This window comes from Plebeiibacterium marinum (genome assembly GCF_026013615.1).
GTDB lineage: Bacteria > Bacteroidota > Bacteroidia > Bacteroidales > Marinilabiliaceae > Saccharicrinis > Saccharicrinis marinus_A.
On the sequence record NZ_JAPDPI010000022.1, the window covers coordinates 44,686 to 69,395 of the forward strand.

The window sequence follows — 24,710 nt, forward strand, 5'->3', positions numbered from 1 at the left end:
GGAGTAGGCTGCCAGTGGCAATAATCAAAAGTTCTCGCTAAGTACACAAAGTTTGTTGCCGAGTGCCCAATGCAGGTGGTGGGATAAACTGATGTGTGCTCTCGTTTTATACTAAGCGTTCTTAGCGAGAAACAAACATTTAAAAGTTATAGTTTTCAATAAGTTCGGATAACCAGGCTGTTAGCCTTTCTTCGGTTTTTTCGCTTTCGTTATCCTCATCTAAAGGTAATCCGGCAAATTTGCCGTCAACAATAGCTTCCGATTCGTTAAAGTTGTATCCATCTTTGTTACAAAAACCAACAATATTGGCTTTTAAAGGATTTAGTTTTTCATAAAGCCAGCCAATAGCGTCAACAAAATGTTCCGGATAATTAATCTGATCTCCCAAACCATAAATCGCAACTGTTTTATTCTCCCATTTCACCTCTTTTAAATGAGTTTGAAAAACATCCCAGTCGGTATCAGTGTGTTCCGAATCCCAGTTGGTGGTTCCAATAGTTGAAATGCCTAGTATTACTTTGTCGTACTTGTCAATTATAGATGCATCACAGTCCTTTACTAAATGCAGGTCGGCTTTTATAGTACCTAGTTTTTCAACAATAAGGTTTGCAATTTTACCAACACTTCCTTTTTCAGGGCCGAAGAATATCCCAATTTTTCCCATAATATTTTTAAATTTTAGTTGTTTCCTTATTTCAAATTTCATGTAATTATATCACTTAAACAATAACATTTCTCAGGTAAAAGTTCTTGCTTTTATTAAATATAAAACATAGGATTCTTATAATGTGGCTTTCGTGAGGAATGAGTTTAAACTTAAAATCAAAATTGTTTCTCTGGTTTTAAACTGATGAATAGTATGAATAACATTAATTTGAGGATAAGATACTTTTGTACTATCCTATAAATCCATATTTTTGCATAAATATTTATTTCATAGACAAAATCAAAAAACAAAAATCAAATGGCAACATTGAATATTAAGCCTGCGTCTGAGTGTGCATACGATTGTATTTCTCTTGGAGAAGTGATGTTAAGGTTAGATCCGGGTGAGGGTCGTATCCGAACTGCACGTCAGTTTCGCGCCTGGGAAGGTGGCGGAGAATATAATGTTTCTCGTGGATTGAGAAGGTGTTTCGGGAAAAGAACTGCTATTATTACCGCTCTTGCAGATAATGAGGTAGGTGCCCTTGTTGAAGATTTTATGCTTCAGGGAGGTTTGGATACCCAGTTTGTTAAATGGGTAGATTATGATGGTTGTGGCCGTACTGTTCGTAACGGGTTAAACTTTACAGAAAGAGGTTATGGTATCCGTGGTGCAAAAGGTGTTTCTGACCGGGGAAATACGGCTGCGTCTCAGCTTAAACCGGGTGATATTGATTGGGAACATATATTCGGAACGTTAGGTGTGCGCTGGATGCATACCGGTGGTATTTTTGCTGCTCTTTCAGTAACTGCTGCTGAAACGGTGATTGAAGCGGTAAAAGTGGCTAAAAAATATGGTACTATCGTTTCTTACGACTTAAACTACCGTCCTTCGTTATGGAAGGCTATTGGCGGAGAGGCTAAGGCTCAGGAAGTAAACCGTGAAATTGCAAAATATGTTGATGTAATGATTGGTAACGAAGAGGATTTTACAGCTTGTTTAGGTCTTGAAATTGAAGGTAACGATGAAAACCTTAAAGAATTGGATCTTGAAGGATACAAAGGTATGATCAAGTCAGCCGTTAATGAATTTCCTAACTTCAAGGTGATTGCAACTACTTTGCGTACCGTGAAATCAGCAACAGTAAATTCATGGGGTGCTATTTGTTATGCTGACGGAGAAATTCACGAAGCAGAACACAGAGAAGATCTTGAGATTATGGATAGAGTTGGAGGTGGAGATAGCTTCGCTTCTGGTTTAATTTATGGTTTCCTTGAGTATAACGATGGAGCTAAGGCTGTTGAGTACGGTGCTGCACACGGTGCATTGGCAATGACTACACCTGGTGATACAACAATGGCTACTTTAGCTGAGGTTGAAAAAATCATGGGTGGCGGAAGCGCTCGTGTTGATAGATAATTATTGATCAAATAATATTTTATAATCCTGTTAACTGTATAGTTGACAGGATTTTTTTTAGCAAAAGCATTTGTGTAGTGTAAAAAACAGGAAGTTTTTCTTTAAACAATTTCTTCATTTTTATGTTTGAACACTATACTTTTGCAAAGCAATGAATAAAAAGCAAGTCATATCTTTATTAACAGGTCTGGTTTTAATATATACATTTATTTTCCAGGCAATGCACGTAGTGGTTCATCATGCCAAAAGTGTAGATACGGTTGCTCATCATTGTTGTTCAAGTAAGAGTTGCGTTAATAACAGTCATGCATTTGTTCTAAAAGAAACAAATTCAAAAAGATGTCCTATATGCGACTTTGAGTTTGCTTCGTATAATATATCCCATAAAATAAGAGTTGAAAAACCACAATTGGTAAATCATAAGCTTTTATTAATCCGGGATACAGAATCTTCAAAACAAGACATCCCTTTAACAACCCAACTTAGGGCACCTCCGGTTATATAGTTATTATCAAATAAAATAGCTTTATAAAACTGCAAAGGGAAATTTATGCCATTAAAAAAACTTGCATTAACCCTGTTGCTTTGGTTTGTTATTGTCTTATCTCAAGCGCAGTACTTTACTCTGAGTGGTGTTGTGCTCGACGAACAAAATAAACCACTGCCTGGGTGTCATGTACACTGTAAGGAGCGATGCCATATTACCAATTTTAATGGTGAATTTGCTCATAATAAGGTTTCTTCAGGAGAAGTAAAACTTACTTTTTCATTTATAGGTTATCAGCAATTAGATACCATTGTAAATATGGATGAAAATGTAATGCTCAAAATTAAGTTGCAACCGGAAAATAAACTGTTAAATGAGGTATATATCAAATCAAATGCTATCAATACTCATAAAACACAAAAGAATGAGGTTGTTAATGCCACTTATATTGAGCAGAACTTATCAGGTACCTTATTAAAAACTATGGAAAGGCTTTCGGGTGTAAACTCAATGGATATTGGGGCAAATGCGTCAAAACCGATTATTCGTGGAATGGGTTTTCAGCGTGTGGTGGTAAGCGAAAATGGTGTAAAACAAGAGGGCCAGCAATGGGGTGCCGATCATGGATTGGAGATTGATGCCTTTAGTATTGAAACGGCTGAGGTGGTTAAAGGAGCGTCTGCAATAGAATTAGGTAGTGATGCTATTGGCGGGTATATCAATATCAGCAATAATTCAGTACCCGAAAAGAATGCTGTTTCAGGAGATGTTACTTTGTTAACCAAATCGGTAAATGCTACTTATGGAGGATCGTTTTTTATTAAAGGAAGAAGCGAGAAGAAATTTTTTAAACTAAGAGTTTCTGCTTTGGATTTTGGTGATTATAAAGTTCCTACAGATCAGATTGTTTATTTGACCCGGGAGATGCCGGTTTATAATGGGAAGTTGAAAAATACTGCCGGTAACGAACAGGATTTTTCCATTCAGGTAGGACATCTTGGTGTGCGTTTTAAATCTACATTGCAACTCAGCAGTGTAAACCAAAAGTCCGGATTCTTTCCTGGTGCACATGGTGTTCCTGATATTAAAAGAATTCAGGATGATGGAGATAGCAGGAATATTGGGTTTCCTTATCAAAAGGCTCATCATCTGAAAGTTTTAAATCAGAATAAATGGTTTGTAAACAATGGCAATATCAGTGTGGATTTAGGTTTTCAGAATAATGTTAGAGAGGAGTGGAGCGAATTTCATACACATTATCCTGATCAGCCGGTACCGGAGATCAATCCAAATCAGGAATTTGATTTTAACCTGAAAACGTATTCTGCCAATGCAAAGCTTACGAAAAAGATTAACGATTATCACAAGCTGTCTTCAGGATTTCAGGTTCAGCATAAGGATAATGATGTTGGCGGGTATAATTTTTTGTTGCCAAAGTATCAAAGTACATCATTGGGCGTTTTTGTCCGGGATGAGATCAATCTTACCGATCATCTTAATTTTAATGTTGGGATAAGGTTTGACCATAGCTCGGTTAAAACCAATGAATATTTTGATCCTATCTTATATGATTATTTTATTTCGGAAGGAGAAGATGCTGAAGGTGCGAATAATTATGCTTTACGAAGTGTTGATTTATCAAAGCATTATGGTGATGTGAGTTGGTTGTTAGGCCTGGTTTATACCCCAAGTGAAAACTTTATTGCCAGAATGAATTTAGGTAAAGCTTTCAGAACACCAACGGCGGTTGAACTTGCTTCTAATGGAATTCACCATGGGTCTTTTCGTCATGAAATGGGAGATGAAAATTTAAAGTCGGAAAAGGGATATTACATAGATGGAAATTTAGAATGGATCAGCAGGGGTTTTAGCCTGGAGTTTAGTCCGTATATGTATTATTTTTCTAACTACTTGTTTTTAAAACCTTCAGGTGATTGGAGTTTATTGCCGCATGCCGGACAGATTTATCGTTATTCTCAGTCTGAAGCAATTTTAAGTGGCGTTGAGTTAAGTATAACCAAAAACTGGTTTAACCAGCTAGGTTCAACGTTTATTTTTGAATATATCTATAACCAGCAAGTTAGTTCGGATAAAACACAACGATATCCGCTTCCTTTTACACCTCCGGTGAATGGATTTATCGAGTTTGATTATAGTCGGTTTAAGCAGGGTAAGGTAGTAAAAGATAGTAGAGTCTATATCAATTCGCGTATAGCATTAGCGCAAAACAGAGTATCCCAAAATGAAGAAATTACAGATGGGTATGTGTTATTGGGAATAGGGGTGTCAACTAAAATTAATTTCCTAAACCAGGAGTGTACAGTAAATATTCAAGGAAGTAATTTACTCAACACAAAGTATTATAATCATGTTAGTTTTTACCGTAAGGTAGAAATACCGGAACCAGGTCGTAATATTCAATTATTACTGAAAGTTCCGTTTTAAAATTAATTAGTAAAAAAATAAAACCATGAAAAAGTTATTTTATATCATACCAGTATTGGCTTTATTATCATTTGTATCATGTAGCGATGAAGATGATATTGATACAACAAAGCCTGCAATTAGTATCATATCCCCTGCTGATGAAGATGGGTTTGAACCTGGGGATGAGATTAGTTTCTCATGTATGTTTTCGGATGATACAGAACTTGCATCTTATAAAATTGAAATACATAGTAACTTTGATGGTCATGATCATGAACATACCGCCGTTATGAAACAGGCATTTGAAGAAGAGGGGCATGAATGGAGCTATAGTAAGACTTATACATTTGAAACAGGTCAAACAGTTGTAAATGTTGAGGATTTGAAGATTCAGATTCCTGCAACAATAACTCACGAAGGAGTGGAAGAAGAAGTTGCAGAAGGAGATTATCACTTTGGTGTCCATGTTGCAGATGTAGCAGGTAATGAAACTTCTGTATTTGTGGCTATAGAAATTGGTCATCACCATCTTTAAGCCAATTGATTTAAAAAAGTATATTTAACTTAAGGGTATGGCTTCTTTATAAAATAGTAAAGGTCATGCCCTCTTTTCTAATTAGATATTTACATCCACCGCAATAGCCCTTTATTCTTAACATGCCTTTCATATTTCCTTACAATCCTGACAAATGTCTTTTAAAATAGCCTCGGAACCCATTAATTTTGTCATCAATAAGCTGCAAAGCAGCTCAGTTTATAAAGAAGAGGGAAGAGACAGGCTCGGTGATCCTCTGGCAACCATAAGGTTTTTTAAAGACTTTTACAGGTGCCAAAACCTGATTCGTATAGTATTAACGAAGATGATAAACTAAAATATGATGCAAGAACATTTCTATCGAATGCCCTGCCGGGCGTAGAATAAATTTCAGACTTTTAGATAATAGATAAGAGGCATTAAACTTTTAGTGTCGATAGGAAGATTAATGTATCTAAAAGTTGAAGTCTCTTATCTTTTTAATATTTTGAGTTGAAATAAGAAGAAAGCATTTGTCACCCCGTAGAAATACGTTGTGTTTACAGTCTTTATCTCTTATCTAAAATCGATTATATATAATTAGCATGAATAAAGTAGTAGCAAAGTTTGGTGGATCAAATCTTAAAAAGAAGGAAGATATATTAAAACTGGTTCAAGTTATAAAAGCCTATAACCGACCTATGGTTATAGTGGTATCTGCTTTTTACGGAATTACGAATCATCTGATAAAATCACTTGAGGAAGTTAAAAAAGATGAATCACATATAGAAAAACTAGTTGTGTTTCTGCGTGACCTGAAGAAAGAAGCTATCCTCGAGAATTTTGACGATAAACAATGGCAAGATAAAACCATGAAGGAAGTGGAAGGCCGTATTCGTGAGCTGAGCAGATACCTTACCGGTATACATTATATAGGAGATGTGCCTGAATTTGTAGAAGATGTCATTTTGAGTTATGGAGAGCGGCTAAGTTCGCTGGTTCTATCCAATATTTTACAGAGCAAAGGTATTAATGCAGAAGAGGCGTTACCTGAACAAATGCCGTTGGTAACAGATGGAGAGTTTGGCAATGCTACAGTAAACTATGATGTGGCTTCATCTCATGTAAAAGAGCGTTTAAAAGAAGATAAAATCTATGTGGTACCTGGATTTTATGGCGTATCTGAAGAAGGAAAGGTTACTTTGTTAGGGCGCGGGGGGAGTGATTATTCTGCAGCGGCTATTGCCAGGTGTCTTGAAGCAGAATCCTTGGATGTTTGGAAGGATGTAGATGGCTTTATGAGTGCAGATCCTAAGTTAGTTCGTAACCCCCGGCGCATTACTCATTTGTCGTATGCAGAAGCAGCAGAGCTTTCTTATTTTGGAGCAAGTATTCTGCATCCCCGCACAGTGGAACCATTAAAGGAAGTTGTGATTCCTATTCATATAGGTAATATCGACGCTTTTAATGGAACTGTTCAACCAAGAACCGTGGTTCATTCGGATGAGACGGTTACAGAACAGATTATAAAAAGTGTTACCTATAGTGATGACTTTTGTATACTTAAGCTCCGGGGTGCTGGAGTGGGGTTGAAAAAAGGCGTTTTGGCCAAAGTAACAGTTGCGCTTGACAGGGCCGGGATTAATATTAAATCGGTAATTACATCGCAGGTGGTAATTAATATATTATTGTCAGCAAAAGATATTAAAAGAGCTTATAAAGCTGTTGAAGAACTTGAACTGTCTGCTATTACAGAACTATCTGCCACAGAGAAGATCTCAACCATAGCTGTTGTTGGGGAAGGCTTATTAGATAAACCGGGTGTTGCAGGGCGGCTGTTTACAGCTTTAGCAAAAAAAGATATCAATATCCGGATGATTGTTTCCGGAGCCTCGGTGGTAGCCAGTTATTTTATGGTAGCCAACGATGACAGGGATGCTGCCATAGAAGCTATTCATCAGGAATTTTTTGGGTGAACTTTTAATAAAACTATCATGTACTGGTGCGAGTATTGATCTCGCACTGGTGATGATGGTATTTGTTAATAAAAATCTTTGAGCAAAGGAGGATATTTAAATCATTCTTAGGAAGTTATTTTAATCTATTGTATGTATTACAATAGTTCGTTAGTTTTTTATAAGTGTTAGATTATGAGATACTTAATAAAATCAACTCAAATTAGGTAAAGATCTTATTTTAAGCATCTTGCAAATAAGTCTCTTATCTCTTATCTAAAATCTAACGATCTGTTATATTACAAACTATTAATAATCCCATCGTAAAACTCAATGTTCTCCTTATTTAAAATATCTATGGGCAGAAAATAGTTGTTGTTGATTTTTTCTCGTTTGAAAAGAGCATTGAATAAGAGTATTACAGCATTGTAGCCTTGGTTTTTCGATTGTTGGGCAATTAAAAACCGGATGTATCCTTCTTTTACTAATTCCAGATTTTCTTCAAGAGTATCAAAGCCTATAACAAGGATATTTTTAATATTGTGTTTCTTTAAAATAGAGGCAATTCTATATGCCCTTGAGTTTGGTACATAAATGATTTTAATGTTTCCAGCAGAGCTTAAAAAGTCCAAAAAGCTTTTTTCATAGTTTTTTTTATCTGCAGAAACTTTTACGTAAAAATGCTCAATTCTGCTTTCGTTAATTCCCTTATCGCCAAAGTAGTCCGTAAATCCTTCAATTCTGGATTGTAAATGTGAATATTCTTGCATTTCACCTGAAATATAGGCAATCAATATTTTATCATTGGCGTTTAGAGCAAGGTCGCACAAGCTGGCAGCTACTTTACCGGCAGAGTAGGCTTCCTGTCCAACAAAAGAAAGAGGTTTTAGTTCTTGCTGGAAAATGTTTAAATGGATAAAAGGAATATTATTCTTTTGTAGTGAGTTTGCAAAAGTTACTGAGGGTTCCCTGAACATAGGTACATAAACCACCCCGTTGGGATTTAAAGCCAATGCTTTTTGACAAGCCTCTTCAAATGAAGTAGCCTGAGAGGAAAAAAATACTTTGCTAATTCTAACCTTAAAAACACTTAGCTCGTTAATGGCTTTTTGTATACCGGCAACAGGTCTTGACCAGTATTTTGTTTCTTCGGGATTGGGTAATAAGCATACAATGTGAAGTTCTTTTTTCATGGCAAGATTTCTTGCCAGGATGTCAGGAGCATAGCCTAATTCTTTCAGTGCTTTTTTTACTTTCTCTTCAGCCTTTTTTGAAACTTTACCCCTATTGTGTAAGATACGGTCAACTGTACCTGTGGAAACTTCAGCCTTTTTTGCTATGTCAATAATCCTAACCTTCATATTATACCATTAATTGGTATTGTTTTTAATAATCTAATGCACAAAAGAAGCAAAATTTTACCAAATCAAGATGATTATTATTAATCATTTACCATAAGATATGAATCCGGTGTATAGAGGATTCATATCTTTATGGTATAAATATTGAGTTGTAAAATTTATACTTTTTAAATTGCAAATTGCTAACTGATCACTTTTGAATTAATAATTGATCATTGTCAAAGCGTTACGCCACTTTTAAATATGGCAATTTCACGATAGCCATTTATCTCGTTTCTTGTTTTTGTTCCGCTGGCAACATCTAAAACAAAATCTATAAACTCATTGCTCAGGTCTTCCATACTCACACCTTCAACCAGTTTGCCGGCATTAAAGTCAATCCAGTTTTCCTTGTGATTCGCCAATTGAGAGTTCGTGGCAATTTTCACCGTAGGTATAAAGCCTCCAAATGGTGTTCCTCTACCTGTAGTGAATAGTACCATTTGACATCCGCACATACCTAATGTTGTGGTTGCAACAAGGTCGTTGCCAGGTGCGCTAATCAGGTTTAATCCCGAAGTTTTTATACGTTCAGTATGTTTGAGTACGTCCTTAACTTTACTATTCCCAGCCTTCATTGTACAGCCCAATGATTTGTCTTCGAGTGTTGTAATACCACCATTTTTGTTGCCGGGTGAAGGGTTCTCATAGATGACCTGATTATGACGTTTATAGTAATTTTTAAAGTCGTTGATCATATCTACGGTCTTTTGAAAAACTTCCTTACTTTCACAGCGGTTCATTAAGATGGTTTCAGCTCCGAACATCTCAGGTACCTCGGTAAGAACACTCGTTCCGCCATAATGAATAACATAGTCGGAAACTTTACCCAGCATTGGATTGGCTGTGATGCCGCTGAACCCATCGGAACCGCCGCATTCAAGACCTAATCTAAGTTTTGACAGAGGCTGTTCTGTCCGGCAGTCTGTCTTCATGGTTTCAAAGAGTTCCGATACAATTCCAACACCCGTTAAAACTTCATCCTTTAATTCCTGGGTTGTTATAAACTTGATTCTTGAAGCGTCATATTCACCTAGTGCTTCCTTAAAAGCACTTACCTGGTTGTTTTCGCATCCAAGACCAATTACCAATACAGCACCGGCATTAGGATGTTGTACTATATTGCGAAGCGTTTCTCGGGTGTTGATATGGTCATCGCCCATTTGGGAACAACCATAGTTGTGAGGAAAAGTGTATATGCCATCAAAGTTCTCCAACTCATCAAAGAATATGCCTGATTTCATACATTGTTCGGTAAACTTTTTAGCTATCGTTTCCGAAACTCCGTTAACACAACCTACAGTTGGAATAATCCAAAGCTCGTTTCTGATACCAACCTCGCCATTGGCTCGTTCATAACCTTGAAAAGATTTTTCCTCCAACTTGACTTCAACATCGCATGAAACAGGTTCGTAACAATATTCCAAAATATCACCAAGGCCGGTTTTAGTATTGTGAACATGAACATGTGATCCCACGCTAATATTTTCCCTGGCTACACCTATCGAGCTGCCATATTTTAAAACAGGCTCACCTATTTTAATAGGTGCAATTGCAATTTTATGTGCTTGCGGAATATCAGATAAAACCGTAATGTTATTGCCATCAACTTCAAAACAGGTTCCTTTACTTACAGGTTCAAGTGCAACTACTACATTGTCACCAGGTTGAATATGTAAATATTTCATGATGTCTTATTAAAATGATTTCTCAATAGCCACTTTTATTCCATCTTCAACAATGCTCTTAACGCAACCAGCTACTTTGTCAGCCAATCCTTCAACTTCGGCAAGGTTTACACCCCAAATTTTTTCATTGTTGATAATTACTTTTGTTATTTCTTCAGGAGATTTGCCTGAATTCCATTCTCCTTGTATGAAATCAACATATTCAGGAGTGTCTTTTATCTCAAATGATAAACCATTATATTCTCCTTTATATAAAACAATAAGGGCAGCTAATGAAAAAGTTATTTTTTCAGGTAGTTTTCCAGTTCTGTTTAAACTATCAAGTAAAGAAGGGTAATCACGGGTTATCCATTTTGAAATTGAGTTAAGGGAAATGTCCTTTAAGAAATGGCGGATGTATGGATTGAAGAAACGTTCTAAAATCTCAGCTGCAAATTTTTTAAGGGCTTCTGTTTCTCCATGTATATTAGGTATCACTTCATTGTCTACCATATCAAGGATGAACTTTGATAGTGTTTTATCATCAAACGCTTCTTTAACGGTTTGGTGTCCACTTAATAATCCTACAGGAACCAGAGCAGTGTGTGATCCATTCAGGATACGGACTTTTTTGTCCCTGAATTGGGTCATGTCATCAAGCCAAACTACATTCAATCCCGCTTTATCAAATGGGAATTGCTCCCTTACTTTTTGTGGGGCTTCAATGGCCCATAGGTGAAAATATTCACCAACAACCACTAAGTTATCTTCGTATCCAAGCTCCTCTTGAATTTCTTTGATGTTGTCCTTAGGGAATCCAGGAACAATCCTGTCGACTAATGTGCTGCAGAAATTACAATTGTTGTTAATCCAGTCTATAAACTCTTGTTCTAAATTGTTTTGTTCAGCAAGTTCAAGTACAATTTCGTTTAAAACTCTTGCATTCTTGTCAATTAATTCGCAGCAAAAGAAGGTAAGTCCTTTGTCGGCATCTCCGTTAAAATGTTTAAATCTTTGGTAAAGCAATTGACAAACTTTTCCAGGAAAAGATTTTGGAGGAAGCGCGTGTATGTCTTCATTTTCTACTCTTGTAATCCCGGCCTCTGTTGTGTTCGATACAACAAGTTCTAATTCTGGTTTCAAAAAGTACTCTTTGTATGCCTCGTAATTACTGTAGGGATTTACAGAGTCCATAATACAATCGATCAGTTCGGTCTCTTTTGCCGGTTTTCCATCTTTAATTCCTTGAAGGGATACATGGTATAGGTTGTCTTGTTTTTGTAATAAATCAACCATTCCATATTCCAATGGTTGAACTACAACAACACCGCTGTTAAAATCAATGGCCTTATTGGCTTTGTGTATCATCCAATCAACAAAGGCTCTTAAAAAATTGCCTTCTCCAAATTGTATTACTTTAACTGGGTATTCAGATCTGCCAGGGTGATTTGCTTTGTTTAATGCCTTCATAACTAACTTGTATTTTGGTTTTTATTATTTCTAAATGCAAATATACAACAAAAATGTGCACGCACACAAATATTATTTATTAAAAGTGTGTACGCACACATTTGTTAAGTTTGTATATGACTTGATACCTGTTTGACTAATATTATTTTATATGGGAATCAATAGTTTTTATCTCTTATACAATAATTGATAAATGCATATTTGCCTTAATTTACGTTTGCTTTGTAAATTTTTAATTATTTTCGTCCGTTAATTCATTAGTTAAGGTATGAGTATTCGAGTTGAAGAGGTTATAAATCAGTCGCAAAGGAAAATATTTGTTGATTTCCCTTACCAATTATATAGGAACAATAAATATTGGGTTCCTCCTATTAAAGCCGATGAACTTAGTTCGATTGTGCCCGGGAAGAATCCGGCTTTTGATTTTTGTAAAGCGAAATTTTGGTTGGCTTATAAAGGTAATAAAGTTGTTGGTAGGGTAGGGGCTATTGTAAACGATTTATGGATTGAAAAGATAGAGGAAAATATTGGGCGAATTACCCGTTTAGAGTTTGTTGATGATTTTGAGGTTGTAAAAGTACTTATGGAAACAGCTGAAGCTTACCTGAAATCTCAAGGTATGACGGGAGTGATGGGGCCATTGGGATTTTCAAATCTTGATCATTCAGGTGTTTTAGTTGAGGGACAGGATTGGTTGCCTAGTATGGCCAGTGATTATCATTTTGCTTATTATCAGCACCATATTGAAAAACTGGGTTATACAAAAGAAATAGATTGGCTGGAGTTTCGGATTACTTTTCCTGAATCGCTTCCTGATAAGGCATTTAAAGTAGCAGAAATGCTCAAGAAGAGATATGGTTTAAAGGTGTTGAACTTTACAAAACGGGCTGAGTTGGAACCTTATCGTGAAATGATATTTAAAGTGTTTAACGAGGCTTTTGCCGGGTTGTTTGGTACTTTCAGGTTGCCGGATAAAATGGTTGACTATTATATCAATAAGTATTTCCCTTCGTTAAATCCGAGATATGTAAAAATAGTTTTAGATAAGGAAGACCAATTAGCAGGTTTTTTGGTTGCAATACCCTCTCTTTCTGAAGCATTGCAAAAAGCAAAAGGGAAATTGTTTCCTTTTGGATGGTGGCATTTGAAAAAGGCGTTGGATAAACCCAAAGAAATGGATTTAATGCTTACAGGAGTGCGGCCTGAATTTCAAAAAATGGGATTGGCTGCCTTGCTGATGAATGAATTATGGAATACTGCCAATAGTGATGGAGTGAGGTTTGTTGAAACAACCGGAATGCTTGAGAACAACCATGTGGCTATACAAATGTGGAAGTCGTTTGATCATATACAACATAAGAGAAAGCGTTGTTATAAGAAAAGCTTTTAGTTGATTGGTCAATGGTCAATAGTCAAAGGTTATAGATGACTATTGACCGATGACCAATGACTTTAAGCTTATTTGGAAGGAGGAGGTGACGGTAAAAAGTGCTTTAATTCGTGCACGGCATCTATTGGATTGGGTGCATTAAATACTGCGCTTCCAGCCACAAGCACATCAGCTCCTGCATTGATAAGTTGTTGGGCATTGGCAATAGTTACTCCACCATCCACCTGAATTAGTGCCCTGCTGCTTTTTCTTTCAATAAGGTTCTTTAGATCTGCTAACTTTTTATAAGTGTTGTCAATAAATTTTTGACCGCCAAATCCTGGATTAACAGACATAAGAAGTACCAAATCAACCTCATTAATTATTTCTTCAAGCAAAAATACAGGAGTGTGTGGATTTAAGGTAACGCCGGCTTGCATGCCCTCCTTCTTTATGGCATCAATGGTTCTGTGTAAGTGGGTGCAGGCCTCATAATGAACATTAAGTAAATCTGCACCGGCTTCTTTAAAATCCTTGATAAACTTGTCGGGTTCCACTATCATTAAATGAACATCGAAAGGTTTGTCAATGTGTGGACGCAGGCTTTTAATTACAGGTATGCCAAATGAGATATTTGGGACAAAAACACCGTCCATTATATCGAGGTGTAACCAGTCTGCTTCACTTTTGTTAATTATTTCTATTTGCGACTCCATTTTAGCAAAATCAGCAGCTAAAAGTGAGGGAGCAATTAAATGTTTCATTTTACATGCAGGTTTATATGAAAATTTTGTGCAAAAGTACTATAAAAGATCAATGTAAAAAAAGGAATAGTCTTAGAAGGACCATTCCTTTTTTATATAATATCTTTATTTGTTTTGTATGTTGAAGTGATTCAGGTTTTTATCCCAGATAAGATCTTAGTATTTTACTTCTGTATGTATGTTTTAGTCTTTTTATTGCTTTTTCTTTAATTTGTCGAACTCTTTCCCTTGTTAAATTAAAAAGGTTTCCTATTTCTTCGAGAGAATAAGGGGGTTCACCCTTTAGTCCATAATACAATCTGATAATGTCGGCTTCTCTTGCAGATAAAGTTGATAAGGATCTGTCAATTTCTCTTCTTAAAGAGTCGTTTAATAATTTATTGTCAGGACTTATTGAATCTGAAGATAATATGGTGTCATACATATTATTGTCTTCATCTTTGCGAAGAGGGGCATCCATCGAAATGTGCTTATTCATGGCACGTAAAGATTCTTTAACTTCTTTTGGTGCAAGGTTTAATGTAGCAGCAATTTCTTCAGACGTAGGTTCTCTTTGGTATTCCTGCTCCAGGATTGCAAAAGTGTTGTTAACTTTGTTCATGGAGCCTATTTTGTTCAGGGGCAGGCGAACAATTCTGGCCTGCTCAGCCAGGGCTTGCAATATTGATTGTCTGATCCACCAGACTGCATATGATATAAATTTAAATCCTCTTGTTTCGTCAAATCGTTGAGCAGCTTTTATAAGCCCAAGGTTACCTTCGTTAATCAAATCGGGTAAGCTCAAACCTTGGTTTTGGTATTGTTTACTAACGGATACAACAAATCGTAAATTGGCATTTATCAGCTTTTCAAGAGCTGGCTGATCACCATCTTTTATCCTTTTGGCTAGTTTCACTTCCTCTTCTGCGGATAGCAATTTAACCTTTCCTATCTCGTGTAAATATTTATCCAGAGAGGGGGTTTCCCTATTTGTAACTTGTTTAGTTATTTTGAGTTGTCTCATGCTGAAATGTTGGTTAGTCCCTAAGTTTTAGTAAATATAACAAAAAAAAGATGCGTTTTGTTTTTAATAAGTAAAAATGTCAATCCATTCCATGAATAGGCCGATTTGTTACGTAAAACAATATTTAATTAAATTTATTTTGTGGAATACATATAATATCATTAAGTTTGTGGCATAATCTTCTGGGCAAGTTTCTTAATTACAAGAAATATAGAGCCGTATCAGGACAAAATCATTATAAATTTTTAAAACAACCAGAACGATAGTTCTTCAAATTATTAATTCCCCCAAGAGAATTTATTGGAAAACATTATGTACGATATTCTTGAATTGAATAAAAAACTCTTAACTGAACTTAAGGATATAGCTAAAGAGTTGAAGATTAAGCGAGTTGATTCGTTTAAGAAACAGGATCTGATTTATAAAATTCTTGATGAACAAGCTATTGTTGCATCAGAGAAGAAAAAGACAGAAAAAACTGTTGAAAAGAAACCAGCAAAAAGAGCAAGGACTACTACAAAGGTTCAAAAAGTAATGCCTGTAAAGAAAACAGAGCAAGCTGAAAAAGTTGCTAAAACTGAGAGGGTTGAAAAGAAAGCAGATGTGGCTCCGGAACCAAAGGTTAAAACAGAAACTATAGCAGAGAAGCTTGAAGCACAAAGGATAAGGGCTGAGGAGGCTGCCAAAAAGGCGCAGGAAGAGAAGCGAAAGGAAGAAGAGGCTGAAAAGCTTGCTGCGCAAAAGAAGCAAGAGGAAAAAGAAAAGACAAAAGAGTCGTCGGCTTTTGAAGGAAAACGTCATCGTCAGGGTGATGATAATGGGAAAAGGCGACAGTTTGATAATAGGGGTAAGGACAATCAGCAAAAAAGACAAGATAAGCAACAGGATAAAGCCTTCGATTTTGATGGTATTATTTCTGCATCCGGTGTTCTTGAAATTATGCAGGATGGATACGGCTTTTTAAGATCATCTGATTATAATTACCTTAACTCACCTGATGATATATATGTTTCGCAATCCCAAATTAAATTATTTGGATTAAAGACTGGTGATACTGTATTGGGTTCTATTCGCCCACCAAAAGAAGGTGAAAAGTATTTTCCACTTATTAAGGTGGAGGAAATTAATGGACGTTCGCCTCAAATTGTACGCGATAGGGTGCCTTTTGATCACCTTACTCCAATTTTCCCAAATGAGAAGTTTAAAATTACCGGAAGTGGAAATGACAGTCTTTCGACAAGGGTGGTAGATATGTTTGCTCCTATTGGTAAAGGTCAGCGTGGATTGATTGTTGCTCAGCCAAAAACAGGTAAAACGGTATTGTTGAAAGAGGTAGCCAATGCTATAGCAGCTAATCATCCTGAAGTTTACATGATTATTTTACTTGTGGATGAACGTCCTGAAGAAGTTACGGATATGGCTCGTAGTGTAAATGCTGAAGTGATCTCCTCTACTTTTGATGAGCCGGCAGAGCGTCATGTGAAGGTGGCGAATATTGTTCTGGAAAAAGCAAAACGGATGGTAGAATGTGGCCATGATGTGGTTGTGCTTTTGGATTCAATTACACGTTTAGCCCGTGCATATAATACCGTTTCTCCGGCATCAGGTAAGGTTCTTTCCGGTGGTGTTGATGCAAATGCCTTACACAAACCTAAGAGGTTTTTTGGAGCAGCTCGTAACATTGAAGATGGTGGTTCTTTAACCATATTGGCAACTGCGCTTACAGAAACCGGGTCCAAGATGGATGAAGTTATCTTTGAAGAATTTAAGGGAACCGGTAATATGGAGCTTCAGTTGGATAGGAGATTGGCTAACAAAAGGATTTATCCTGCTGTTGATGTTACCCTTTCAAGCACGCGTAGAGAAGACTTGCTTCTTGAAAGAGAGAGCTTGAACAGGATTTGGATACTTAGAAATTACTTGTCGGATATGACTCCTATTGAAGCAATGGACTTTATGCAGGACAAGATGAGGAAAACAAGAAGTAATGAGGAATTCTTGATTTCTATGAATGATGATTAGATTTTTGTAATCAAAATAATAAAAAAATAAGGCTGCTCTTTTTGGGCGGCCTTTTTTTATTGTGTTTCGGTGGTGTTGGATTTGCGAGAATATTGAAATGCGAATTTTTGAAAGAGAGGGCTGGAGATAAGTGCTGTTGTTCGTGTTTGTTGCTTTGGAAAGAGAAAATCTTTTAAAATTGTTAGCTGTGTTTTATATTTATCCACTATTTTTAATAGGTATAAATTACATCTTAAAGATGAAATTGTAATGTGGAGATTGCAATTATTGTAATTCAAATTGTACATTTGTTGCCTAAAATTATTGAAACGGTAAAGTGCAATCATTTTTCGACACACATAAGTATCTCATTGATAATTTACAGGTTCCTATCCGGCGAAAGCTGATGGATGAAATTGATTGGAATCACCGCCTGATAGGAATTAAGGGAACAAGAGGAATTGGGAAGACCAATTTTTTGCTGGATTTTGCTAAATCAAAATATGGTACAGATAAATCATGTTTGTATGTCAACTTAAACAATCTTTATTTTTCAGAACATAGTATAATTTCTTTTGCTGATCAGTTTAGAAAGACCGGAGGTAAAACTTTGGTGCTGGACCAGGTTTATAAGTACCCGGGTTGGTCAGAAGAGTTAAAATATTGCTATGAGAATTTTAAGGATTTGCAAATCGTGTTTTCTGGTTCCACAGTAATGAGACTAAGGGAGGAGAATCCCCATTTAAGAGATGTAGTTCATTCGTACAAATTAGAGGGTTTTTCTTTTCGTGAATTTTTACAATTGAAAACAGGGAAGGTTTTTGATTCATATTCATTAGATGAAATATTAGCTAACCACCAACAGATAGCATCTGAAATAGTAAAAACAATCAGGCCGTTAGCCTTTTTTGACGATTATCTTGAGTATGGCTACTATCCTTTTTATCTGGATGAGCAGCATTATACCGAGAATCTGATGAAGAGTGTTAACCTGATTTTGGAAATTGATATAAGCTTTTTGCGACAGATAGAGCTAAAATATTTGCCCCGTCTTCGTAAGCTGTTGTTTAGTATAGCTCAGGAAGTCCCTTTTCAGCCTAATGTAAGTAAGTTAAGTGGTCATATAGGTACCTCCAGGGCTACAGTAATGAATTACCTGTATTATTTGCGGCAGGCCAGGTTGGTGAAATTGTTGTATGATGGACCAGAGGATATGCAGAAAAAACCATTGATGATCTATTTGCATAATCCCAACTTAATACATTGCATCAGCAGAGGGGCTGTTGATAAATTAAATCTGTTGAAAACATTTTTCTATAACCAGGTTGGGGCAGCACATGAACTGAGTTATTCAAGCCGTGGAGATTTCCAGGTGAATGATGGATATGATTTTGTTGTTGATGGATTTGGGAGAAAAGGGAAAGTGAAAGAGGATGTATTGATAGCAAAGGATATGATTGAAGTAGGAGATAAGGGAGTGATTCCTTTGTGGTTATTTGGATTTTTATATTGAAGTTATGCTTCAGATTATATCATAAAGTTGTAAATTTAATACTTGATTATCAGAAATATAGATTAAGTCTAAATAATAGTAGTTAAAACTTAAATAGTAAACAAATGGCAAAAGAAAAGAAGTTTATTACCTGTGATGGTAATTATGCCGCTTCACACATCGCTTACATGTTTAGCGAAGTAGCAGCAATCTATCCAATTACGCCTTCTTCTACTATGGCAGAGTACATTGATGAATGGGCTGCAGTAGGTAGAAAAAATATTTTTGGCGAAACAGTTAAGGTAGAAGAAATGCAGTCAGAGGCAGGTGCAGCAGGAGCTGTTCATGGTTCGTTGCAGGCAGGTGCTTTAACATCTACATTTACTGCTTCTCAGGGATTGTTGTTGATGATTCCTAACATGTACAAAATTGCTGGTGAATTATTACCTGGTGTGTTTCACGTAAGTGCCCGTTCTCTTGCAGCTCAGGCTCTTTCTATTTTTGGTGATCACAGTGATGTAATGTCTGCTCGTCAAACTGGTTTTGCTATGTTGGCAACAGGTAGCGTTCAGGAGGTAATGGACTTGGCGGGTATTGCACACCTTGCTTCTATTGAGTCAAAAATTCCTTTCCTACATTTCTTCGATGGTTTCCGTACTTCTCACGAGATTCAGAAAATTGAGTGCATGGATATGGAAGACCTTAAAGGTTTAATCGATCAGGAAAAACTTCAGGCATTCCGTGATAATGCATTAAACCCAGAGCACCCGGTAACACGTGGTACTGCTCAAAACCCTGATATTTACTTCCAAACACGTGAGGCTGCTAATAAATATTACGATGCTATCCCTGATATGGTAGCTAAGTATATGGATGAGATTAGCAAAATTACAGGTCGTAAGTATGCTCCATTTACATACTATGGTGCCGATGATGCCACAGATGTGGTAATTGCAATGGGATCCATTACTGATACAATTAAAGAATCAGTAGACTACTTAAATGCTCAAGGTAAAAAAGTAGGTTTGATTTCGGTTCACCTATATCGTCCTTTCTCTGTTGATTATTTCTTAAAAGCTGTTCCTGCTACTGTTAAGAACTTATGTGTGCTTGACAGAACTAAAGAGCCGGGAGCTAACGGAGATCCATTATATTTAGATGTTGTTGAAGCATACTGTGGTAAAGCTGATGCTCCAAAAATTATTGGTGGACGTTACGGACTTTCTTCTAAAGATACTACACCAACACATATGATTTCAGTATTTGAAAACTTAGCTGCTGCAGAGTCTAAGAATCAATTTACTGTTGGTATTGTTGATGATGTTACATTCAAATCTCTTCCATTAAAAGATGAAATTTCTTTTGCTCAGGAAGGAACATTTGAAGGTAAATTCTATGGTTTAGGTTCTGATGGTACTGTTGGTGCCAACAAAAACTCAATTAAAATTATTGGTGACAATACGGATAAATATGCCCAGGCTTATTTTGCATATGACTCTAAAAAATCGGGTGGTATTACTATTTCTCACCTTCGTTTTGGAGATTCGCCAATCCGTTCACCTTATTTGGTAAATACACCTGACTTTGTTGCTTGTCACGTTCCTGCATATCTAAATCAGTATGATATGCTTAAAGGGTTGAAAAAAGGTGGAACTTTCCTTTTGAACTCAATCTGGGATGCTGAAGAAACAAAAAATCGTTTACCAGAAAATGTTAAAAAATATCTTGCTGCAAACGAAATCAAGTTCTATATCATCAATGCAACTAAAATTGCAGAGGAGATAGGATTAGGAAGTCGTACTAACACTATTATGCAATCTGCTTTCTTTAAGATTGCTGAGGTAATTCCTTACGATTTTGCAGTAGAGAAAATGAAAGAGGCGATTGTTAAGTCTTTCGGAAAGAAAGGTGAAGACATCGTAAATATGAACTATAAAGCTGTTGAAAACGGAGGGGCTGTAACTCAGGTTGAAGTTCCTGCAGAGTGGGCTAACCTTGATGGAAAAGTTGCTGAAACAGCAAAAGATGTTCCTGCATTTATTAAGGATATTGTATTCCCTATTAATGCACAAAAAGGTGATGATCTTCCGGTTTCTGCATTTAATGGTTACGAGGATGGTACATTCCCTGCAGGTACTACAGCATACGAAAAACGTGGTATTGCCGTTAATGTTCCGGAGTGGGAAGTAGATAACTGTATTCAGTGTAACCAGTGTTCTTATGTATGTCCGCATGCTGCAATCCGTCCGTTCTTATTAGATGCTGCTGAATTAGAAGGTGCTCCGGAAGGAACTACATCTAAAAAAGCTAACGGTAAAGGTTTTGATGGCTTACAATACAGAATCCAGGTTTCTGCTTTAGACTGTACCGGTTGTGGTAACTGTGCTGATGTTTGTCCTGCCAAGACTAAGGCGCTTGTAATGAAGCCTCTTGATACACAACGTGATGAGGTAACTCGTTGGGAGTATATGTCTGAGAATGTATCAATTAAAGATACTATTATGCCAAAAGCACAAAATGTTAAGGCGTCTCAGTTTGCTCAACCATTATTCGAGTTCTCTGGCGCTTGTGCTGGTTGTGGTGAAACTCCATATATTAAGTTGATTACTCAGTTGTATGGTGACAGGATGATGGTGGCTAATGCTACAGGTTGTTCTTCTATCTATGGTGGTTCTGCTCCTGCAACTCCATACTGTAAAAACTCAGAAGGTAAAGGTCCGGCTTGGGCTAACTCATTATTTGAAGATAATGCTGAGTATGGTTTGGGTATGGCTACAGGTGTTAATAAACTACGTGATCGTATTGAGCGTTTGATGACTGAAAACCTTGATGCTGTAGGTGCTGAGACCAAAGCTGCATTTGAGGCTTGGATCGAGGCTAAAGAGGATGGTGATAAAACAACGGCTGTTTCTAAAGCTGTAGTTGCTGCCCTTGAAGGAGAATCTGCTCCTGTTGCTAAAGAAATCCTGGCTCTTAAAGATTACTTGGTTAAGAAGTCAGTTTGGATCTTTGGTGGTGACGGATGGGCTTATGATATCGGTTACGGTGGTGTTGATCATGTATTGGCTTCTGGTCAGGATGTAAACATTTTAGTAATGGATACTGAGGTTTACTCTAACACAGGTGGTCAGGCTTCAAAATCAACTCCGGTAGGTGCTGTTGCTAAATTTGCTGCATCGGGTAAAAGAATCCGTAAAAAGGATCTTGGCTTGATGGCAACTACTTACGGTTACGTTTATGTAGCTCAGGTTGCTATGGGATCAAACCAGGCTCAATATTTTAAAGCGCTTAAAGAAGCAGAGGCTTATCCGGGACCTTCTTTGATTATTGCTTATTCTCCTTGTATCAACCACGGTTTGCGTGCAGGTATGGGTGCATCACAAAACGAATCTAAGAAGGCTGTTGAGTGCGGATACTGGCACTTATATCGTTACAACCCAATGTTAGAGGATGAAGGAAAGAATCCATTTGTATATGATTCAAAAGAACCACAATGGGATCTGTTCCAGCAATTCTTGAAAGGTGAGGTTCGTTATACTTCTCTTCTTAAATCATTCCCTGCTGAGGCTGAGGAATTATTTGCTGCTGCAGAAGAAAATGCTAAATGGCGTTACAGTACATATAAGCGTTTGGCTAATGTAGAGTATGAAGTGGTTAAGTAAGGTTTAATATCTTAATAAATATAAAGGGTGTCCCATAGTGGGATGCCCTTTTTTGCTTTTAACCCGACCGCGTTTTAAATTTCTCCTGCCCCGTACCCACTCATATCCTATTCTGCTCCCAGGCAACTCCGTACCAACTTCGGGTTTTTGTCGACTGCTATTCGTCTCCTGTTCGCATGTCTAAGGCGAACCGTAGTCGAAGCCTACCCGAACACTTCCCGAACACATCCAGACTCTTTCCCGAAGCCGTGTCGAAGAAATGTAGGAAAAAGCTCGAAAAAGACCCGAATCCGGATAATTTTTTCAATTAACTCCCAAAAACGTGATAATTTTTCGCATTAACTCTAAAAATCGTGACAATTGCCCTCTGTAGAACATAATGTTTGCATGTGATATTGATGGTGGTAAAATGAAAGTAATTGATATATATGTGTATATGTACTATAAAAAGTTACGGTAAAATTACCGCTACTTTTAGGAAGCTATCTGTGTGCTAAAACAATTAGTTAAAAATTTTAAAACAATAGTTCGTTAGTTTTTTATAAGTGTTAGATTATGATATACTTAATAAAATCAACTCAAGTTAGGTAAAGATTTTATTTTAAGCATCTTGCAAATAAGTCTCTTATCTCTTATCTAAAATCTAACGATCTGTTATAAAAGATATGTTTGAAAAACTGTGTTTTCGAACCCAAACTGTTATATTTACGTGTTTTTGCAACTATCGAAAGGGGTATTTAATAAACATTAAACATTACACAGTGGAAAAATTATCGTATGAAAATGGAGTATCTGATATTCCGTTATTAGGAGTTACTATTGGGGAGAAGCTAAAAGAAATTGTTAATAAATATCCTGATAATGAAGCATTGTCTGTCCCCTACCAAAACTATAAAGTTACCTATAAGGAGTTTTGGCATCAGGTAGAGGAGGTTGCTAAAGGAATTTTAAGTTACGGTGTTAAAAAAGGGGATAGGGTTGGTATCTGGTCTCCAAACCGTTTTGAATGGGTGTTGGTACAATTTGCGACAGCCAGGATAGGGGTGATCATGGTAAATATTAACCCTGCCTATAAGGCTGCCGAATTAAAATATGCCTTGAAACAATCAGAAGTAAGTCTGCTTTTAATGTCAAAAGGTTTCAGGAAGACAAATTATATTGAGATACTTGGCGAAGTCCGTTCGGCCTGTATTCATTTGAAAAACATTGTAGTGATTGATCACGACTGGGCTACCATGCTTGGTGAGGGGAGAAAGGTTTCGGATGAAAAACTGGCAGAAATCGAAAGTTCACTCCAGTTTGATGATCCTATTAATATTCAGTATACCTCAGGTACAACTGGCTTTCCAAAAGGGGCAACATTGTCGCATCACAATATCTTGAATAATGGTTTCTTTATTGGCGAACGATTAAAATATACTGAGAAAGATAAAGTATGTATCCCGGTTCCTTTGTATCATTGTTTTGGAATGGTGTTGGCCAATCTAGCATGCATTACCCATGGATCATGTATGGTATTAACGGGCGAGGCTTTTGATCCGGAAGTAGTGATGCAGACTGTTCAGGATGAGAAGTGTACTTCGTTATACGGGGTGCCTTTGATGTTTATTGCGGAGTTAAACCACCCGGATTTTGATAAATTTGATTTTTCGAGTCTGCGGACCGGGATTATGGCAGGAGCTTCCTGTCCGGAATCTGCAATGAAGGCAGTGCGGGAGAAGATGAATATGAAAGATGTGGGTATATGTTATGGGATGACAGAAACTTCTCCTGTAAGTACACAGACTTTTGTTGATGATAGTGAGTATTACCGATGTGCTACAGTGGGGAAAGTGCACCCTCATTTAGAAATTAAAATAATTGATCCGGAAACAGGAAATATTGTTCCCAGGGGAACTTCCGGGGAGTTTTGTACGAGGGGATATTCTGTTATGTTGAAGTATTGGAATAATCCTGAGGCAACAGCTTCAGTTATTGACGAAGGACGTTGGATGCATACAGGCGACCTGGCCGAAATGGATGAAAATGGATATGTTAAAATTGTAGGAAGGATCAAGGATCTGATTATTCGTGGAGGAGAAAATATTTCGCCGTTCGAAATTGAAGAATTTCTCCATAATCATGATAAGATAAAAGATATTCAGGTAATCGGGGTTCCGGATGACCGTTATGGTGAAGAGGTGATGGCCTGGGTAGTGCTAAAAGATGGGGAAAGTATAACTGAGCAAGAATTAAAAGAATATTGCAAAGGGCAAATCGCAACCTATAAAATTCCAAGATACTGGAAGTTTGTAAGCGAATTTCCCACTACAGTAACAGGCAAGGTTCGTAAGGTAGAGATGCGTGAGATTTCGGCTCGGGAATTAGGACTGGAAGCCAGAAAATAATTAGGATAGGATTTAGTATAATTCAACTAAAATAATTTTGAGGAAGA

The 24,710-nt window shown here is 36.9% G+C and carries 16 protein-coding genes and 1 riboswitch; of the genes, 10 read left to right on the forward strand and 6 right to left on the reverse strand.

Going from position 1 to position 24,710, the window contains the following annotated elements; all coding sequences use genetic code 11:
• Window positions 1–139: 139 nt before the first annotated feature.
• Entirely contained in the window at window positions 140–664 is a 525-nt protein-coding gene (locus OM074_RS11785) for a flavodoxin (RefSeq protein ID WP_301199679.1), read from the reverse strand.
• 300 nt (window positions 665–964) lie between these two features.
• On the opposite strand from OM074_RS11785, the gene OM074_RS11790 reads away from it, so the two are divergent.
• The 5 genes from OM074_RS11790 to OM074_RS11810 all read left to right on the forward strand — a co-directional run bounded on the left by OM074_RS11790 (window position 965) and on the right by OM074_RS11810 (window position 7,469).
• Window positions 965–2,065: a sugar kinase gene (locus OM074_RS11790; RefSeq protein ID WP_301199680.1), complete on the forward strand. Its 1,101-nt coding sequence runs from the start codon at window positions 965–967 to the stop codon at window positions 2,063–2,065.
• Window positions 2,066–2,216: 151 nt separating this feature from the next.
• Complete coding sequence (locus OM074_RS11795) at window positions 2,217–2,570, forward strand: hypothetical protein (RefSeq protein ID WP_301199681.1); 354 nt, start codon at window positions 2,217–2,219, stop codon at window positions 2,568–2,570.
• Window positions 2,571–2,615: 45 nt separating this feature from the next.
• Entirely contained in the window at window positions 2,616–4,997 is a 2,382-nt protein-coding gene (locus OM074_RS11800; RefSeq protein WP_301199682.1) for a TonB-dependent receptor, read from the forward strand.
• 25 nt (window positions 4,998–5,022) lie between these two features.
• Window positions 5,023–5,514, forward strand: coding sequence for a DUF4625 domain-containing protein (locus OM074_RS11805; RefSeq protein WP_301199683.1), 492 nt, complete (start codon window positions 5,023–5,025; stop codon window positions 5,512–5,514).
• A gap of 216 nt (window positions 5,515–5,730) precedes the next feature.
• Window positions 5,731–5,849, forward strand: a riboswitch (SAM riboswitch).
• Window positions 5,850–6,098: 249 nt separating this feature from the next.
• The gene (locus tag OM074_RS11810) at window positions 6,099–7,469 is read left to right on the forward strand and encodes an aspartate kinase (protein ID WP_301199684.1); all 1,371 of its coding nucleotides are present in this window, start codon (window positions 6,099–6,101) and stop codon (window positions 7,467–7,469) included.
• Between the two features lie 278 nt (window positions 7,470–7,747).
• On the opposite strand, the gene OM074_RS11815 is transcribed toward OM074_RS11810, so the two are convergent.
• The 3 genes from OM074_RS11815 to OM074_RS11825 all read right to left on the reverse strand — a co-directional run bounded on the left by OM074_RS11815 (window position 7,748) and on the right by OM074_RS11825 (window position 11,985).
• A complete protein-coding gene (locus OM074_RS11815) occupies window positions 7,748–8,809 on the reverse strand; it encodes a substrate-binding domain-containing protein (protein ID WP_301199685.1) in 1,062 nt (353 codons plus the stop codon).
• Window positions 8,810–9,027: 218 nt separating this feature from the next.
• Entirely contained in the window at window positions 9,028–10,536 is a 1,509-nt protein-coding gene (locus OM074_RS11820) for a UxaA family hydrolase (RefSeq protein ID WP_301199686.1), read from the reverse strand.
• A gap of 9 nt (window positions 10,537–10,545) precedes the next feature.
• Complete coding sequence (locus OM074_RS11825; RefSeq protein WP_301199687.1) at window positions 10,546–11,985, reverse strand: tagaturonate reductase; 1,440 nt, start codon at window positions 11,983–11,985, stop codon at window positions 10,546–10,548.
• Between the two features lie 268 nt (window positions 11,986–12,253).
• On the opposite strand from OM074_RS11825, the gene OM074_RS11830 reads away from it, so the two are divergent.
• Entirely contained in the window at window positions 12,254–13,375 is a 1,122-nt protein-coding gene (locus OM074_RS11830) for a GNAT family N-acetyltransferase (protein WP_301199688.1), read from the forward strand.
• Between the two features lie 68 nt (window positions 13,376–13,443).
• Here OM074_RS11830 and rpe read toward each other — a convergent pair whose 3' ends face one another.
• Window positions 13,444–14,118, reverse strand: coding sequence for a ribulose-phosphate 3-epimerase (gene rpe / locus OM074_RS11835; RefSeq protein WP_301199689.1), 675 nt, complete (start codon window positions 14,116–14,118; stop codon window positions 13,444–13,446).
• A gap of 139 nt (window positions 14,119–14,257) precedes the next feature.
• The gene (locus OM074_RS11840) at window positions 14,258–15,121 is read right to left on the reverse strand and encodes a sigma-70 family RNA polymerase sigma factor (RefSeq protein WP_301199690.1); all 864 of its coding nucleotides are present in this window, start codon (window positions 15,119–15,121) and stop codon (window positions 14,258–14,260) included.
• 312 nt (window positions 15,122–15,433) lie between these two features.
• Here OM074_RS11840 and rho point away from each other — a divergent pair, with 312 nt between their 5' ends.
• The 4 genes from rho to OM074_RS11860 all read left to right on the forward strand — a co-directional run bounded on the left by rho (window position 15,434) and on the right by OM074_RS11860 (window position 24,663).
• Window positions 15,434–17,143 carry a transcription termination factor Rho gene (rho, locus tag OM074_RS11845; RefSeq protein WP_301199691.1) on the forward strand — a complete coding sequence of 570 codons (1,710 nt, stop codon included), beginning with the start codon at window positions 15,434–15,436 and terminating at the stop codon, window positions 17,141–17,143.
• Window positions 17,144–17,459: 316 nt separating this feature from the next.
• Window positions 17,460–18,635, forward strand: coding sequence for an AAA family ATPase (locus OM074_RS11850; protein ID WP_301199692.1), 1,176 nt, complete (start codon window positions 17,460–17,462; stop codon window positions 18,633–18,635).
• A 104-nt stretch (window positions 18,636–18,739) separates the two neighbouring features.
• A complete protein-coding gene (gene nifJ / locus OM074_RS11855; RefSeq protein WP_301199693.1) occupies window positions 18,740–22,276 on the forward strand; it encodes a pyruvate:ferredoxin (flavodoxin) oxidoreductase in 3,537 nt (1,178 codons plus the stop codon).
• 761 nt (window positions 22,277–23,037) lie between these two features.
• Window positions 23,038–24,663 carry an AMP-binding protein gene (locus OM074_RS11860; RefSeq protein ID WP_301199694.1) on the forward strand — a complete coding sequence of 542 codons (1,626 nt, stop codon included), beginning with the start codon at window positions 23,038–23,040 and terminating at the stop codon, window positions 24,661–24,663.
• The last annotated feature ends 47 nt before the right edge of the window (window positions 24,664–24,710 follow it).

Coding starts and splice junctions, on each gene's coding strand:
- OM074_RS11785 (WP_301199679.1), bottom strand. CDS start 664: ATGGGAAAAATTGGGATATTCTTCGGCCCTGAAAAAGGAAGTGTTGGT.
- OM074_RS11790 (WP_301199680.1), top strand. CDS start 965: ATGGCAACATTGAATATTAAGCCTGCGTCTGAGTGTGCATACGATTGT.
- OM074_RS11795 (WP_301199681.1), top strand. CDS start 2,217: ATGAATAAAAAGCAAGTCATATCTTTATTAACAGGTCTGGTTTTAATA.
- OM074_RS11800 (WP_301199682.1), top strand. CDS start 2,616: ATGCCATTAAAAAAACTTGCATTAACCCTGTTGCTTTGGTTTGTTATT.
- OM074_RS11805 (WP_301199683.1), top strand. CDS start 5,023: ATGAAAAAGTTATTTTATATCATACCAGTATTGGCTTTATTATCATTT.
- OM074_RS11810 (WP_301199684.1), top strand. CDS start 6,099: ATGAATAAAGTAGTAGCAAAGTTTGGTGGATCAAATCTTAAAAAGAAG.
- OM074_RS11815 (WP_301199685.1), bottom strand. CDS start 8,809: ATGAAGGTTAGGATTATTGACATAGCAAAAAAGGCTGAAGTTTCCACA.
- OM074_RS11820 (WP_301199686.1), bottom strand. CDS start 10,536: ATGAAATATTTACATATTCAACCTGGTGACAATGTAGTAGTTGCACTT.
- OM074_RS11825 (WP_301199687.1), bottom strand. CDS start 11,985: ATGAAGGCATTAAACAAAGCAAATCACCCTGGCAGATCTGAATACCCA.
- OM074_RS11830 (WP_301199688.1), top strand. CDS start 12,254: ATGAGTATTCGAGTTGAAGAGGTTATAAATCAGTCGCAAAGGAAAATA.
- rpe (WP_301199689.1), bottom strand. CDS start 14,118: ATGAAACATTTAATTGCTCCCTCACTTTTAGCTGCTGATTTTGCTAAA.
- OM074_RS11840 (WP_301199690.1), bottom strand. CDS start 15,121: ATGAGACAACTCAAAATAACTAAACAAGTTACAAATAGGGAAACCCCC.
- rho (WP_301199691.1), top strand. CDS start 15,434: ATGTACGATATTCTTGAATTGAATAAAAAACTCTTAACTGAACTTAAG.
- nifJ (WP_301199693.1), top strand. CDS start 18,740: ATGGCAAAAGAAAAGAAGTTTATTACCTGTGATGGTAATTATGCCGCT.